Below are 16,230 nucleotides of genomic sequence, written 5' to 3'. Positions count from 1 at the left end.
GACAATCAAATTTTAAGCATTATCATCTATAACTTGATATTTATTTGCTCCGATCAACATCTGCCGAAAGCGTTCAAAACAAGTTATTTTATGCAGTTGATTAATAATCTTATCATGGCTAAAGATATCTAATAACGCATCATAACACTCTGCAAAACATACCTTATCTATTCTGTTTATTGCTATTAAAAAAATAACATGCACACGTTCATCTTTCCCCCAACGTATCCCTTTTGGACTGATAACAACAGCAACACCCGTTTTTATCGCATCCATCTTTACTGAATGAGGTAATGCCAGAATGCCAAAAGCCGTTGAGGAAGCACTTTCACGCTGATAAACATATCTGGCAAAATCAGATTCAACATAGCCTTTGGCAAACATTGTCTGACAAAGATCATCAATAAGTGCATCTCTGTGCTGAAAGCCAGGTTCAAACCAAAACAGACCTTGTTCAAAAAATAGATCAAAATTACGTTGTAGCGTCCTCTTCTTCCGGTTTGCATTAGCAATATCAATTTTTCTAATCAACTGTGTGCGCTTATTCCGTAATTGGAAAGGAGAAATACACACTGTTTCATAATTATGGCTGGCAGGAAGATTTATTGTTGTAATCAATAATTCGAATTCCAGAGTCTGCAATTCAAAAGGCTGCGAAATCCTCTTAATCACACTTATTTCATTACCAAAATCACACAATAATTGATGATGGATTTTATTCTCAATTCCCCGATAGCCGGGGCATAAAAGCACTGCCCGTACTTTATTATCATGATTTTTTTGCCGTTCAAATTCAGCACCAACATGCAGGGCAATAAAAGAAATCTCATCTTCATTTAGTTTCTTACCTAAAAATTCATTTAATTGTAAAGAGATAAAAACAGCGATATCAAAAATTATGCGACACTCCTTTTTTATTACCTCCAGCATAGGGTTTTTAGTATAAATATTATATTCCAATCGTGTTTTCAGCCCTGATATATGCAGAGAAAATAATGAGACAAAATCATCTGTTCCAAAATCAATCAGATAGTGTTCCTGTACAGATTCAGTAATTTTTTTTGTAAATTGGTATAAACTTGCATCCACTAAATCAATTGATTCACTATTTTTAGTATGGTTAGAACTGATGTTGACTTTCAACAAAGTATAACAGGCATTCCTTTCATTTTCTGATATTGAAACATTAAATTTATGTTGCAGATTATCACATAACTCATTAGTTATAGAGTGTAATTTATTATTCCCGAAAAAAGTTAGCTGAGTATCTAAACACTTATCATGCTTTAACCGATTTATCAGTATTAGAAAATGCAAAACAAGATTGGTATAAGAGAAATCATAAACAGAATAGCCCCATTTATAAAATATTCCCTTAATAAGATTGGATACCATTTCTATCTGTTGAGTGCCAAATATGGTTTCCAATGTTTTTAATTCATTGAAACGATAATCTGTTTGTTCGATAATAGTATAGTAAATCAATTCTCTTATTTTTTGTTCTGCCCCCAAAATTTCAATATGATTATTCCTGCATAAAAATCTGACATTAAATTTTTCAAATGAACTATTCATTTTATATATCAATGATTTTAACGTTGAGTCACTGACATACAAATCAGCACTGAGATCATAAATATTATTACTTTTCTTAAATAACAGAATGGACTTAATCAAAAAACAGGCCCTTTCCTGGTAAGTTTTCGGCTGACCATTGGGTTGTTGGTGTAATTTTATATTTTTATCAGGTGATAACGAATATCCTGTTCGACCAGAAAGAATAATTTTCTCGCCATAGGATTCATTAATTTCCGCTACATAATTTTTCACCGTTCTAATGGAGACGTTTAAGATCTGAGATAATTTTATTGCCAACGTCGGGGTATTTTTATTCAGTAAATAGTCCAATAATTCTTTCTGCTTAGGTCTTAGCATTATAACCCCCTGTTAAATGAATAAATAACACCTTAAATTTACTGAGATGATCGATTTAGAAAAATATAATTTTGCCCTCTTAAAGTGAAAACACATAATTGAATATAAAATCAAAATTCAAGATAGTAGTTTATATGTCAAAAAACAAAAATCAATTAGCAGCAAAATAATAAGGAATTCATATGAAAAATATTTTTATTATGTTGTGTTGTGGAGCAGGCATTTCCAGTGGAATGTTAGCAACAAAAACCAGAAATGCCGCCAGACAAAAAGGTGTATCAGTTACCGTCGAAGCCAGAAGTGAAAGCGAGGTAGCAGAATACTTTTCAGTTATCGATATCCTGTTTCTTGGCCCTCATTATGCTTCGCAAAAAGATGAGTTCCAAAAACATGCTGATATTTACAATATTCCTGTGCTTGTCGTACCCCAAAATATTTATGGAAAATTAGACGGAGAAGCATTACTGGAATTAGCCATAAACACATTAAATCATTAATTTTACTCTTTACAACACCAGGGATTTCACTTACTCAGAATAGACAAAGACAATAATAAAGAGAGATGCAAAATGAAAGCATTTATGTCGTGGTTATCTGATTCATTTGCACCCGCGATGCAAAATTTTACTAAGCGACCGTGGGTAGCTGCTATTTCTGGCTCCATGCAGAAAAATATTCCTTTTATCTTAGCGGGATCACTTATATTTTTTTATAATGTATTTCGTGCTTATCTTCCTTTTTTGCCCAATCTTGGCCGGATCGCCGAATACTCTTTTGGTATGCTCGGTTTAATTACCGCGTTTATGATAGCTAATCAGATGATGGAAAAACTTCATCATTTTCGCTATACCCTAATTGCCGGGCTGACTTCCATTTGTGTCTATATGATGTTCATTAAACCGGAGTTTGCTGACGGCAACATGATTGTCAGTTTTGAACGATTCGGCCCCGCAGGCATTTTATTGGGTATTGTCACGGGTTTATTTGTTTCCTATCTCTTTCATCTATATACCAAAATGGGTTTATTGAAAGAGAGCTCCCTACCTGATTTTGTTGTCGGTTGGATACATGCCATTATCCCGATTCTGATTTCCATCGGAGCAGGAACATTATTGGTTTTCACCTTTGAAGTTGATGTCTTCTCCCGGCTACTTTCTCTCTTTTCTCCTATTGCTGCATTCGGGCAAACATTGCCGGGATTCATACTCATGGCATTAATCCCTGCTATTGCAATGTCGATGGGAATTTCAGTCTGGACATTTACCGGCCTGCAAATGCCTATCTTTATGCTTGGTATCAGCACCAATATTACTCTGGTGGCAGCAGGGCAGTCCCCTACCAATATTGTGACCTATGAGACCATGTATACAGCGGCTTTGATTACAATGGGAGGAACCGGCGCCACTCTCGCATTGAATCTTTTAATGCTGTTTTCTAAATCCAGGGAGCTTAAAGCCACGGGCTATATCTGCATAGGGCCTTCTTTCTTCAATATCAACGAACCGCTGGTATTTGGTACACCGATTGTCCTCAACCCACTGTTAATGCTTCCCATGTGGATTAACGCAATCACCAGTCCCATTATCGTCTGGGTATTCATGCGTTCAGACTGGCTGAATATTCCCGCCAAAATGATTCAGGTCGGTCAAATACCTGCTCCGTTCTCCAGTGTCATGATTACGGAAGACTGGCGGGCTGTCATCTGTTACGCCGTACTAATGGCCGTATTCCTGATTACCTGGTATCCCTTCTTTAAAGTGTATGAGAAAAAACGGATTGAGGAAGAGGGCACCAATGCAGCATAAGTTATATATCTAACTCCATTAGAAGGAAAATAAACAATGAACAGTGAGGAAAATATTTTAATTCCTATTTCTATGGAAATAATTCTCGATGCAGGTAATGCCAGAGAAAAAAGTGAAAAAGCCATAAAATATGCCCGTGATGGTGATTTTAACAATGCGCATTTATATATGGAAAAAGCACGCAAAATGATGTTATCTGCCCATCAGACACAGACTGAAGTTATTCAGAAAGAGACTCAGGGAGATAGCTTTAATTTAAGTCTATTGTTTATTCATGCTCAGGATACATTGATGGCGATACGCAGTGAGTTAATTCTGAGAGAAGAAATTATTAGTTTATATAAATACCTTCACACGACGAACAACAATAAAGGAGAAAAACAGCATGATGAAAAATAACACTCTGTTTCCTGAAAGTTTTCTTTGGGGAGCTGCAACCAGTGCCTATCAGGTTGAAGGAGCAGCGGAAGAATATGGCAAGAAATTATCACAACAAGATATTCTCAATAATAACCCTGGATTAGCTGATACTCATATTACCAGTGACCATTATCACCGCTATAAAGAAGATGTTGCATTAATGAAAGAGCTAGGTTTGAAAGCCTATCGTTTCTCCATCGCATGGTCGCGCATTTTCCCTGACGGGATCGGTAAGCCTAATGATAAGGGCGTGCAATTTTATCACAATCTTATCGATGAACTATTGGAAAACGGTATTACGCCAATCCCAACACTTTATCATTATGATATGCCTATGGCATTGGTGGAAAAATATCATGGTTGGATCGATAGACAAAGTGTGAATGATTTTGCCTATTATGCTGAATTTGTCATCAAAGAATATAGCGGGAAAGTCAAATATTGGCTGACCATCAATGAACAAAGTATTATCGTACAATTCTGGACGAAAAAGTGTTTTATCCCTGAGCAATATCTCCATAATGAGCAGATTAAGTATCAGATAAATCACCATATGAATCTGGCTCACGCGATTGCCTGTAAGTTAGTTCATCAATGGGTGCCTGATGGTCAGGTCGGTGCAGCATTGGGATATTCCGCTATTTACCCGCTGACCAGCAAACCGGAAGATAATTTGGCGGCCCAAAATGCCAATGATCTACGCAATTACTATTTCACCGATATCTATCTGAAAGGACAATATAACCAATCCGCATTGAATTACCTGAAAAATTATGGGCTGGCCCCCAATATCGAAGACGGCGATATGGAATTAATCAGAGAGGGCTATTCTGATTTTCTGGCCCTCAATTATTATTGCAGCCATACTGCTGCCGCAGCGCCAGCAAATGCTCAGAGACGAATGGATGGTTTTAATCCAACAGGTATCAAAGGACAAATTGACGGCTATGAGATCCAACCCAATTACTATCAGATCCATAAAAACCCACAACTTGATACCACAGACTGGGATTGGGCGATTGACCCGCTTGGGCTTGAATATCTGTTACGCGATTTATATACCCGTTATCAGAAGCCATTGATGATCACGGAAAATGGTTTCGGTGCTGATGATGTACTGGAATCTGATGGCACCATTAATGACAGTTACCGCATTGATTATCTGGAAAAACATCTTCAGGCTATAAAACGGGCGATGGATTCGGGTGTTGTGGTTCTCTCTTATAATCCGTGGAGCTTTATTGACCTTCTTTCTACCAGCAATGGTTACAAAAAACGGTATGGCTTTGTTTATGTTAATCGCACTGATGACGATCTAAAAGACCTCGGCCGTTATAAGAAAAATTCGTTTTATTGGTATCAGAAAGTTATTCAGACACGTGGTGGTTCATTAACTGAATCCTGATTTTCCTTTTAGGTAAATTTATGATCGAATATTCCGTTGTAGTCACAGCCCCTTCGGGGCTGCATACCCGGCCTTCTGCCCAACTTTGTAATTTAGCCAAAACTTACAATGGCTCGATAGAAATTATCAGGGGAGATAAAAGTGCCAATTTAAAAAGCATGTTCAAAATTATGTCAATGGGAATAAAAAGTGGCATGGAAGTCACTATTCGAGTTGAAGGAGAAAATGAAGAGGAAATGGCTCAATCAGTTGTTGATCTTATTCGTAATATTAAAGAGTAAGTTCTATATCTTATAGGTTGCCTATTGGAGATATCTTATGATCTCTTTTGACGAAATGGAAAATATCGCACATCAACTTATTTCCCCGACACAATTAAATAAATATATTAAATATGGTCATGTAGCTGCGGTTATTCAGTGTGAATCCGGGCATATTTATACCGGTATGAATATTGATACAGCCTGTTCAATGGGATTTTGTGCAGAACATGGTGCCATTGCAGATATGATAAAACATGGAGAAACTCAAATTATTAAAATTATCGCAGTTAATAAATATGGAACTATCATTCCACCCTGTGGCCGCTGTCGGGAGTTTATCAGTCAGATCAATAGAGAAAATATCCACGCCGAGGTTAAAGTGAATCAAGAATTGGTTTTGCCACTTGGCGAATTACTGCCGTTTGACTGGAAAAACCTGTAGGGTATTTTATTATTATTTTGTGTCTAGCCTAATAGAAAAACTGCCCGATTTAATCATTCGGGCAGTTTCTATTATTCAGGTAAGTTAACCACTGAAAACGTTATTTAGCCTCTACCGCTTCCATTCCGACCAGACCCACTTTCAGATAGCCAGCCTTGCGCAAAGAATCCATCACGCTCATTAACGTTTCATAATCCACGGTCTTATCCGCCTGGAAGAAAATCGTGGTTTCCTTATTGGATTGGGTTGTTTGATCCAGTACCGAAGACAGCGTGTCACGCTCAACCAATTGATCGCCCACGTATAACTGGAGATCTGCTTTCACTGTCAGAAAGACCGGTTTTTCCGGTCGCGGTTGTGGTTTGGCTGACGATGCAGGTAAATCGACTTTGATATCAACTGTTGCCAGTGGTGCTGCTACCATAAAGATGATCAACAGTACCAACATCACATCAATAAATGGCGTGACGTTAATCTCGTGTAATTCACCGTTATCGTCCAAATTTTCATTAAGACGTATTGCCATAATTGATTACCTTGCTTCTGCTTGTTCAGTTTTTCTGTCAGCCAAATCAAGATCACGCCCAAGCAACAGAATTGCCTGTGCCGCCATATCACCTACTTGTCCACGATATGATGAAATTACGCGGGCAAAAACGTTATAGATAACTACCGCCGGAATTGCAGCGACCAAACCCAATGCTGTCGCCAAGAGTGCTTCTGCAATACCCGGAGCAACAACCGCCAGGTTAGTAGTTTGTGAATGCGCGATACCAATGAAGCTGTTCATGATCCCCCAGACTGTACCAAACAGGCCGACAAACGGTGAAATCGCGCCGATAGTCGCCAGATAACCGTTCCCACGTCCCAGATGACGGCTGATTGCCGCAACAGCACGCTCCATGCGGAATGAGGTGCGCTCTTTGGTTCCATCTTTGTCAGTACTTTCAGCAGATAAGTTGCGTTCAGACTGTGCTTCGTTCAATAACAGGCGGCTGATACTATTCTTACCGAAATCAGCGGCAATTTTCACGGCTGCATCCAGATTAGCAACGTCAGCTAATGCCAGTTGCTCTCTGCGTAACCGACGACGAGCCATTAATAATTCGCTTCCTTTGGAGAAGAAAAGTGCCCATGTAATAATAGAAGCAATCACCAAACCTACCATGACGCTTTTTACCACAACATCCGCATTCTGATACATACCCCAAACGGAAAGATCCGTTGCAAAACCGCTGGACAAGTTTTCAGAATCTTCCACAGCAATTGATTGCGCTGCGTCTGCTTCTGTTATTTCAGTCACTTCGGTAGTTACTGTTTGCTGTTCAGCCGACGCTGACGTGTCCGTTTTCTGAGCTTCGCCTTGCTGTGGATCTGCCTTCGTCTCTCCTGCTTGCGGAGCCGTGGAAGATACTGGTGTTGCCGGGGCCGCTACCTGAGTGGCAGCCTGATTTTCTGGCGCAGCAGCCGCTGTTATTAGTGCGGTATTAGCTGGTGCGGTATTAGCCCACGCTGAACCTGTTAATCCGAGTGCCAATAGAATAGAAGCTGTCAAATTACGCATCAGTTAGCCTTACTCTCTTTTTTATAGATTCTGTTACTTAGCAATGAATCGCATTTACTCATCTTGCTAATCCTAATATATCCTGAGCCATAGCTCGCTTTTCCACCTGATAAGGTTCCGTTTAGCCCTATTTCATGCTTTTCATCACGTGGGGGAAAAGTCCATTTCAAATGATATCAGACATTGAGCGATTTGATAGTAATTATCATTACTATTTAATAAAAAAGTGGTCATGAAAAGAGGCGATTTCACCACAATCCTCTTTTTCACTATCACCGATCACCTTGAATTTTCGTCAAGTTGCAAGAATCTCTTTGTAAAAAACGGGACAAATCTTTTAACTTGCAATGATATTTGAGTAATCAACGTTAATTGAGGGGGAAATCATATGACAGAAGAAAAGAAACTGGAGACCAGACTGGTTGATGCCGGAAGAAAGCATAAATTCACGCTTAATGCTGTCAACCCCATTATCCAACGAACTTCATCCGTCATTTTCAAAACGGTTGAAGATTTGAGACACGCCATAAAACATCGTGCTAACGGTGAACTATTCTATGGGCGTCGTGGCACATTGACGCATTTTGCTTTCCAGGAAGCAATGGCAGAACTGGAAAGCGGCGTGGGGTGTGCACTGTATCCATCCGGTACAGCCGCTATTACCAACAGCATTCTGTCATTTGTAGAAACAGGCGACCATATTTTAGTCACAGGGACAGCCTATGAACCGACGCAAGAGTTTTGCAATCACGTTCTGAAAAAGCTGAATATTTCCACCGATTATTTTGACCCAATGATCGGAAAAGAGATTGCCACGCTCATTCAACCAAATACCAAGGTTATCTTTCTGGAATCCCCCGGCTCCCTCACGATGGAAGTTCAGGATGTCCCCGCTATCGTGCAGGCTGTCCGGCAGGTTAATCCTGAAATTGTCATTATGATCGATAATACATGGGCTGCCGGTATTCTCTTCAAGGCATTGGATTTTGGCGTCGATATTTCTATTCAATCCGCCACAAAATATATCATCGGCCATTCGGATGGCATGTTGGGTACGGCTGTCGCCAATAAGCGCTGTTGGGATCAATTGCGGGAAAATTCTTACCTGATGGGACAAATTGCCGACCCCGATACGGTTTATTCCGCAACCCGTGGATTACATACGCTAGCTGTCCGCTTAAAACAACATGAAGAAAGCAGCCTCGAAATTGCTAAGTGGCTATCCCAACGGCCTGAAGTCGCTGAGGTTTATCACCCCGCTCTACCTTCTTGTCCCGGACATCACTATTTTCAACGTGACTTCACTGGCTCCAGCGGGCTGTTCTCTTTCCTCCTGAATATTAATCTGAGCCCCACTCAACTTTCTGATTATCTTGATAATTTCCAACATTTTAAAATGGCGTTTTCCTGGGGAGGATTTGAATCATTAATTTTGGGTATATCACCTGAATCACTCGCGACTTTACGCCACTATCATTTTCCCGAACATTATCATTTCCCCAAAAAAGAAAGAACGTTAATACGTGTACATATCGGACTCGAAAATCCCCAGGATCTGATTGCTGACTTGGATGCCGCTTTTACCCGCATTGCCGTGCGTTAGCATAAGTTACTTGGCGTTAACATAAATAACTTAATACATAATGATCGTGCCCCTGAATGGCTATCTTCCCACTACAGATGGCCACTGTTTTCTTTCCTTATCTTCAATTGATTCTCTTCATGCCAGATCAAATCAACTCCCCCCAGCAATTTTGCGGTACACTGGGACACATGTGTTTATTTGATACTTTATTGTTGTTGTTCAGAATGTTGTTCAGAAACAATCGCGCAAAAACTGTTGTGTAAAGGTATCGTGCAGAAATTACAGGATAAATAATGGAAACGTTAAGCGGGATCGTGCATGCACTTTGGCAGCATGATTTTACCCAACTCGCCAATCCCGATGTCATCTGGATTATTTATGGTGTTATCTTTGTCACGCTGGTGTTAGAAAACGGTTTGTTACCCGCCGCATTTTTGCCCGGCGATACTCTTCTGGTTCTTGCTGGTGCGTTAATCGCTAAAGGTGTTATGGAGTTCTTTCCGACCATCATTTTATTAACTATTGCAGCAAGTATCGGGTGCTGGTTAGGTTATTTGCAAGGACGTTGGTTAGGTCATACCCGTATCGTCAAGAACTGGTTGGCCCAACTTCCTCTACAGTACCGCCAACGTGCCAATATTTTATTTGCCAAACATGGTTTGGCGGCGTTGCTCATCGGGCGGTTTCTCGCCTTTGTCCGTACTCTCCTGCCAACTTTTGCCGGTATTTCTGGACTGAATAATAAACGCTTTCAATTTTTTAATTGGTTAAGTGGCTTTTTATGGGTCATCATAATCGTGAGTTTTGGCTATATCTTGAATCAAATCCCTTTCGTCAAAGCGCATCAGGATTTGGTCATGAATATTTTGATGATCTTGCCTGTCATTCTCTTGATCAGCGGTCTTACCGCATCTCTATTGATGTATTGGCGACACAAAAAAGCGTCATCAAGAAAACGTAAATGAATATATTGGGTATTCATCGCTATTTCAAAACCCTTTGTTTTCTCTGGTTATTAACCTATCAATCCTAAAAGTAAAACAATTAGAGTCCGCTCCGACAGGTATCATGATTGTCAATGATCTGAATTCTGACAGAAAAATTAAGTAACCTTGAATAGAGTGGACTCTGTTACTGTTTCTGTAAGAAAAATGGGATGCTAAACATGAAAAACTCCTGCAATATGCTGAACGTATTCGGAATTTCAACTTGATGGCAGTCCAATACCGAGTATGCTCAGAAAACTAAAACAGCAAGGTTTGATTGTGTTAGGTGAACACCAGGATATTACGCTTGCTGCCAGTAAGCGAAGTTACGAAGCGTCCATCTGATATGCCAAATCTGAAGGAGGTAAAAATGGGTCAGCAGACAATAATTAAACTCGTTGACGGGAACCTCATGCCACAATTAGGGCTTGGGGTTTGGCAAGCGAGTAATGAGCAGGTTGTTAACGCTATCCACACCGCATTGGAAGTAGGCTATCGTTCTATTGATACTGCGGCAATTTATCACAATGAAAAAGGCGTAGGGAAAGCATTACAAGAAAGCAATATTCCACGTGAAGAGATTTTTATCACAACCAAACTGTGGAATGATCGCCATCAGGATGCACAAATTGCATTACAAGAAAGTCTGGATAGGCTAAAACTGGATTACGTCGATCTCTTCCTAATTCACTGGCCCGTTCCCCAGCAAGATAAGTATGTTGAAACATGGAAGCAATTCATTGAGTTGAAAGAGTCGGGACTGGTGCGCAGTATTGGTGTATGTAATTTTCACATTGAACATTTACAGAAACTAATATCAGAAACAGGCGTCTCACCTGTAATCAATCAAATCGAACTGCATCCACTGATGCAACAGCGACAGCTTCATTCATGGAATGCCACCCACCATATTACAACTGAATCCTGGAGCCCATTGTCTCACGGTGGAAAAGGTGTTTTTGACCACCCCATAATTGAAAATCTGGCTGTTAAATATGAAAAAACACCGGCTCAAATTGTTATTCGCTGGCATCTTGATTCTGGCATGATTGTTATTCCCAAATCAGTAACACCTCACCGTATTAAAGAAAATTTTGCCGTTTTTGATTTCAAATTAGAGAAAGAAGATCTGGCTACCATCGCTAGGTTGGATATAGGTAAACGTCTCGGCCCCAATCCCGATACTTATAATCTGACTGTGCTCAATTTAGGATAGAACTCATATAAAATCTTAATGAGAATCCAATACAATAAACTGAAAAATCATGCCTGAATTCTGCTCCCTACAGAGTTCAGGCAGTTTAAATGAAAAGTTTTTTATTCATGACTTTTTGTGATAGATTTTCGTTTCTTAAACTGTGGTTTGAAATCTATTTGTATTAAGTTAGTGTTTGTATCCGAATGTTAAATTATACTTTAACTATACTCAGTAGAATTGGTTATTTAATTAATAATGTATCTAATTGATAAAAAAGATGATTGAGAGGTGCTTATGTGGAACATATCTCCGCAAAGAGGATATTTGCAGTTTTTAGCTAATTTTATGTCACCTATAGAGGCTAATATTATCCTTGGCAGAATGTTAGCTGAGGGTATCCACGCAAGAATAATCGATGAAGGCCTGGTATGGAATAATTATATGTATTCCCACGCATTTGGCGGAGTAAAGCTACTGGTACATCGTTCTGACCGTAAACGCGCTGAAGAAATACTTTCTAAGATTGACGATAAAAAATATTTATTAGATGAAAAAAAACCTGACTTTGAAACGCCTTTTTCAACACCATCAAAACAGCCACTTTCTGTATTAGTAAATTCGTTTTTGGTTATATTATTATTTTTGATAATTGGTATTGCCTTACCATTAAAATTTAATGACTAGTTATTAAAACAGAATGAAATATAAAACACCTCTGTATAATTCGCTGTCACATCAATAATTAAAAAACTAATCAAACTTATAAGAAATATAAATAATAACCATGTTTACTATCTATATACAAATTACGATCTACTCTTGATTTATTACTTTAAATAACTGCAAGAATAAACTGATCGGCGAAAACGTTATTTATAGTGATAATCGTCATAAATATTTTCATGGTGAAATTTCAAATAGTATCAGGGTAAATGATAATGACTTACATAATAATTTCTCTATTAATGTTGATTCCTTTTTTCTTTATAATAAAACGGTTCCTATTATCAAGCCATGTCCATTACAATGTTTTCGGAATTATGCTAACGATATTAGCGATTTCTTTTCATATGTATGTTTTCCGTTTTGGGCATCCTCCTCTTGTTCATTCGGCACTTCCACATCATGCCATCATTTTTTATGGCTCCATCGCAGCAGCACTATTACATTGTCTGATCTATTCCATCTGCTTCAAGCTGTATTACGATGATAAGGATTTTTACGATGATCACTAAAAACAGCACCATGCCCTTCACCCCGAATTGTTTTCTGTTTTAGTATCCAACCCGGCTAGCGGGTGGAATTATCTACTCTGTTTTCGCCATCCGATGATTTAGTATTAGCGGTCAGCAAATAAGGTGATTGCTGCCAACGGCTAGGAGCAAGCTGTAGCAAGTTATGAGCAAGAATAAACCCAATCGCCAATGCTAACAGCAGCATAACCCTGAGCAAATTAGTCGTGTTATCTACTTGCTTGGCTTCTGTTGCTAATCTGTGGGTATCCAACGTCAAACGGAGAAAACCTTTGGGTTTATTTTTGCCCGGTATGGGAACAACAATTTGTTGGTTAAAATAACTGCCTGCTTTTTTACCATCCAAAGATAACCGCTCACGAACAGAGACAAGTTCACCACTTCGTGCGACCTGTGTTCCATTTTCCAGATAAACACTGGCATCCAGAATGCGGCTTTTGTTGGTCAAATAGTTCAGATTGTCCATGATCTTCTTATTATTAAGATCTTTGCTGCCGTTATCCATATAATCAGACAGACTGAATGCAACCTGCTTTGCCAACGTATTCGCTAAATCTTCAAACTGATCCATATGGGCTTGTTGCTGTGAACGGCTAAAATAGGAAACACCCTGCATCAGCAATACCAGCAGTGCTATACATATTAAAATAATTGCCGTTTTGTGCAGTCGAAATTTCAGTTTTGCTTTACTCATAATTATCCCACCCCCAAACTCGTAACATTCCAATGTTGCCAGATGTAGTAATGATAGGATAGTTTGAAAAGCATTTTTTACCTGCCAAAATTATATGGAATTACAGGAGCCAATATTCATGTCTAACAATCTGGCCTATCGTTACTTACCCGATGAAATCCATAAATGGCCGGGATTACCGTTATCCCTCAGTGGGGATGAAGTTATGCCACTGGATTACCGAGCAGGAGACAGTGGTTGGTTACTATATGGTCGCAATTTGGATAAACAACGCATTAGTAATTTCCAGCATCGTCTGGGAGCCGCTATCGTTGTCGTTTCCTCATGGCGCATTGATGATTATCAAGTTGTTCGCATCGCAGGAAGTCTTTCTCCACGCATAAAACGCTTAGCAGATGAATGTCATCTGGATGTTGTTCCATTGGGACAAATCCCACGCTTGCGTTCGCCAGGGTTGTTAGTCATGGATATGGACTCAACCGCCATTCAGATTGAATGTATTGATGAAATCGCACGACTGGCCGGTGTTGGTGACAAAGTCGCTGAGATTACAGAACGGGCAATGCAGGGAGAATTAGATTTCTCAGAAAGCTTACATCAGCGAGTTGCCCAACTGGCTGGTGCTGATGCCGCTATATTACAGCAAGTTATGGATACACTCCCCCTTATGCCGGGTTTAACCAGCCTTGTCCGCAAACTACAATCTCTGGACTGGCATGTCGCCATTGCATCCGGGGGTTTTACCTTCTTTGCCGATAATCTTCGCCAGCAATTGCGCCTTTTTGCCGCAGTTGCCAATCAGCTCGAAATAAAAAATGGCAAGTTGACAGGCAAAATCAAAGGGCCAATTGTTGACGCAAAATATAAAGCGACCACGTTGCTACGGCTGGCAAAAGAGTTGGATATTCCACTTAGCCAAACTGTGGCAATCGGGGATGGTGCTAACGATTTGAAAATGATCCGCAAGGCAGGACTGGGTATTGCCTATCATGCGAAACCCAAAGTATATACACACGCTAAAGTGGGTATTCGCCATGCGGATTTGATGGGTGTTTTGTGTATTTTGAGCGGCGGCTTAAAACACGAAGAGCGTTAAATTCATTTTTTAGCTGCCCAGAGCAGTTATATCAGGGAGTATACAGTGGCAAAAGCAGCAAAACGGGCATTTGTCTGTAACGAGTGTGGGGCGGATTATCCCCGTTGGCAGGGGCAATGCACTGCATGTCAGGCATGGAATACCATTACAGAAGTGCGTTTGGCCGCAACTTCATCTTCTTCCCGCAATGATCGTTTCAGCGGTTATGCAGGAGATGCCGGAGTCAGTAAAGTACAAAAACTTTCCGAAATCAGTTTGGAAGAATTGCCTCGTTTTTCTACCGGGTTTAAAGAGTTTGACCGTGTACTCGGCGGTGGAGTCGTACCCGGTAGTGCCATTTTGATAGGTGGTAATCCGGGCGCAGGCAAAAGTACCCTGTTACTGCAAACCATGTGTCAACTATCTGAGCAGATGAAAACCTTATATGTAACGGGTGAAGAATCGTTGCAGCAAGTGGCAATGAGAGCACATCGGCTAGGCTTGCCGACGGATAAACTGAACATGTTGTCGGAAACAAGCATTGAGCAGGTTTGTCTGATTGCCGAACAGGAACAACCTAAGCTGATGGTTATTGACTCTATTCAGGTTATGCACATGGCTGATATCCAATCTTCACCCGGCAGTGTGGCACAAGTCAGGGAAACAGCGGCTTATCTAACCCGATTTGCTAAAACCCGTGGTGTTGCGATCATCATGGTTGGCCATGTGACAAAAGATGGTTCTCTGGCTGGTCCGAAGGTATTAGAGCACTGTATAGACTGTTCGGTGATGCTGGATGGTGAAGCCGATTCTCGTTTCCGTACTCTCCGTAGTCATAAAAACCGTTTCGGTGCGGTCAATGAATTAGGAGTATTCGCTATGACCGAACAGGGATTGCGGGAAGTGAATAATCCCTCCGCCATTTTCTTGAGTCGTGGTGATGAGATCACTTCAGGCAGCTCCGTTATGATTGTCTGGGAAGGCACTCGTCCTTTACTGGTGGAAATTCAGGCTTTGGTTGATCACTCCATGATGTCTAATCCTCGTCGGGTAGCCGTGGGGCTTGAGCAAAACCGCCTGGCAATTTTATTAGCGATATTGCACAAACATGGTGGTTTGCAAATGGCAGATCAAGATGTCTTCGTTAATGTAGTCGGTGGGGTAAAAGTCACTGAAACCAGCGCTGACCTTGCATTACTGCTCTCTTTGGTTTCCAGCTTTCGTGATCGCCCTTTGTCCCGTGATTTAGTGGTATTCGGTGAGGTTGGACTGGCCGGGGAAATTCGCCCTGTTCCCAGTGGTCAGGAGCGTATTTCAGAAGCTGCTAAACACGGTTTTAAACGGGCAATTGTGCCTTATGCTAATATGCCGAAAAAAGCATTACCGGGAATGAAAGTCTTTGGAGTCAAAAAATTAACAGATGCTCTATCTGTTCTTGATGAACTGGATGACTAATCATGAATATATGAGGAAACAGACGATATAATTTTTATTTAATCATCGTCTAATTACCTAATTCCCGGAGTTAGCTAAAAATTTAATTATGACTAATTTTATTTTTACCTTTCACAGTAAGCATGCTATGTTGTTTAGTATACTAAACAA

General features: G+C 40.2%; 17 protein-coding genes. 13 read left to right on the top strand and 4 right to left on the bottom strand.

Annotated features, from left to right (window positions below; all coding sequences use genetic code 11):
* Positions 1-12: 12 nt before the first annotated feature.
* Positions 13-1,935 (bottom strand): BglG family transcription antiterminator, encoded by a 1,923-nt coding sequence (locus AAC147_RS15175; protein WP_047678291.1) that lies wholly within the window; start codon positions 1,933-1,935, stop codon positions 13-15.
* A 182-nt stretch (positions 1,936-2,117) separates the two neighbouring features.
* Here AAC147_RS15175 and AAC147_RS15170 point away from each other — a divergent pair, with 182 nt between their 5' ends.
* The 6 genes from AAC147_RS15170 to AAC147_RS15145 all read left to right on the top strand — a co-directional run bounded on the left by AAC147_RS15170 (position 2,118) and on the right by AAC147_RS15145 (position 6,270).
* Complete coding sequence (locus AAC147_RS15170) at positions 2,118-2,432, top strand: PTS sugar transporter subunit IIB (protein ID WP_047678289.1); 315 nt, start codon at positions 2,118-2,120, stop codon at positions 2,430-2,432.
* Between the two features lie 72 nt (positions 2,433-2,504).
* Complete coding sequence (locus AAC147_RS15165; protein WP_047678287.1) at positions 2,505-3,740, top strand: PTS transporter subunit EIIC; 1,236 nt, start codon at positions 2,505-2,507, stop codon at positions 3,738-3,740.
* A 36-nt stretch (positions 3,741-3,776) separates the two neighbouring features.
* Positions 3,777-4,139 (top strand): PTS lactose/cellobiose transporter subunit IIA, encoded by a 363-nt coding sequence (locus AAC147_RS15160; RefSeq protein WP_047678285.1) that lies wholly within the window; start codon positions 3,777-3,779, stop codon positions 4,137-4,139.
* Complete coding sequence (locus tag AAC147_RS15155; protein WP_047678283.1) at positions 4,126-5,565, top strand: glycoside hydrolase family 1 protein; 1,440 nt, start codon at positions 4,126-4,128, stop codon at positions 5,563-5,565. Before AAC147_RS15160 ends, AAC147_RS15155 begins: the two co-directional genes overlap by 14 nt.
* Before the next feature lie 20 nt (positions 5,566-5,585).
* A complete protein-coding gene (locus AAC147_RS15150; protein WP_047678280.1) occupies positions 5,586-5,846 on the top strand; it encodes an HPr family phosphocarrier protein in 261 nt (86 codons plus the stop codon).
* A 37-nt stretch (positions 5,847-5,883) separates the two neighbouring features.
* Positions 5,884-6,270, top strand: coding sequence for a cytidine deaminase family protein (locus AAC147_RS15145; RefSeq protein WP_047678277.1), 387 nt, complete (start codon positions 5,884-5,886; stop codon positions 6,268-6,270).
* Between the two features lie 100 nt (positions 6,271-6,370).
* Here AAC147_RS15145 and exbD read toward each other — a convergent pair whose 3' ends face one another.
* Together exbD and exbB are read right to left on the bottom strand one after the other, a co-directional pair.
* Entirely contained in the window at positions 6,371-6,796 is a 426-nt protein-coding gene (exbD, locus tag AAC147_RS15140; protein WP_047678274.1) for a TonB system transport protein ExbD, read from the bottom strand.
* A 6-nt stretch (positions 6,797-6,802) separates the two neighbouring features.
* Positions 6,803-7,834 (bottom strand): tonB-system energizer ExbB, encoded by a 1,032-nt coding sequence (gene exbB, locus AAC147_RS15135; RefSeq protein ID WP_047678271.1) that lies wholly within the window; start codon positions 7,832-7,834, stop codon positions 6,803-6,805.
* A 388-nt stretch (positions 7,835-8,222) separates the two neighbouring features.
* Here exbB and metC point away from each other — a divergent pair, with 388 nt between their 5' ends.
* The 5 genes from metC to AAC147_RS15110 all read left to right on the top strand — a co-directional run bounded on the left by metC (position 8,223) and on the right by AAC147_RS15110 (position 12,838).
* Positions 8,223-9,437 (top strand): cystathionine beta-lyase, encoded by a 1,215-nt coding sequence (metC, locus tag AAC147_RS15130; protein WP_047678269.1) that lies wholly within the window; start codon positions 8,223-8,225, stop codon positions 9,435-9,437.
* A gap of 275 nt (positions 9,438-9,712) precedes the next feature.
* A complete protein-coding gene (locus AAC147_RS15125) occupies positions 9,713-10,384 on the top strand; it encodes a DedA family protein (RefSeq protein WP_047678266.1) in 672 nt (223 codons plus the stop codon).
* A 391-nt stretch (positions 10,385-10,775) separates the two neighbouring features.
* Positions 10,776-11,621 carry a 2,5-didehydrogluconate reductase DkgA gene (gene dkgA, locus AAC147_RS15120; protein WP_047678263.1) on the top strand — a complete coding sequence of 282 codons (846 nt, stop codon included), beginning with the start codon at positions 10,776-10,778 and terminating at the stop codon, positions 11,619-11,621.
* Between the two features lie 276 nt (positions 11,622-11,897).
* On the top strand, positions 11,898-12,287 hold the full coding sequence (locus AAC147_RS15115) for a DUF2007 domain-containing protein (protein WP_047678257.1): 390 nt from the start codon (positions 11,898-11,900) through the stop codon (positions 12,285-12,287).
* Between the two features lie 356 nt (positions 12,288-12,643).
* Positions 12,644-12,838, top strand: coding sequence for a hypothetical protein (locus tag AAC147_RS15110; RefSeq protein ID WP_246432474.1), 195 nt, complete (start codon positions 12,644-12,646; stop codon positions 12,836-12,838).
* Positions 12,839-12,893: 55 nt separating this feature from the next.
* Here AAC147_RS15110 and AAC147_RS15105 read toward each other — a convergent pair whose 3' ends face one another.
* Positions 12,894-13,550 (bottom strand): YtjB family periplasmic protein, encoded by a 657-nt coding sequence (locus AAC147_RS15105; protein ID WP_047678251.1) that lies wholly within the window; start codon positions 13,548-13,550, stop codon positions 12,894-12,896.
* Positions 13,551-13,668: 118 nt separating this feature from the next.
* Here AAC147_RS15105 and serB point away from each other — a divergent pair, with 118 nt between their 5' ends.
* Positions 13,669-14,646 carry a phosphoserine phosphatase gene (serB, locus tag AAC147_RS15100; RefSeq protein ID WP_047678246.1) on the top strand — a complete coding sequence of 326 codons (978 nt, stop codon included), beginning with the start codon at positions 13,669-13,671 and terminating at the stop codon, positions 14,644-14,646.
* Between the two features lie 45 nt (positions 14,647-14,691).
* The gene (gene radA, locus AAC147_RS15095) at positions 14,692-16,080 is read left to right on the top strand and encodes a DNA repair protein RadA (RefSeq protein WP_047678240.1); all 1,389 of its coding nucleotides are present in this window, start codon (positions 14,692-14,694) and stop codon (positions 16,078-16,080) included.
* Positions 16,081-16,230 lie beyond the last annotated feature (150 nt).

Source organism: Xenorhabdus sp. NBAII XenSa04, assembly GCF_963866145.1.
Classification (GTDB): Bacteria; Pseudomonadota; Gammaproteobacteria; order Enterobacterales; family Enterobacteriaceae; genus Xenorhabdus; species Xenorhabdus indica.
This window is presented reverse-complemented; position numbering and strand designations above follow the sequence as displayed.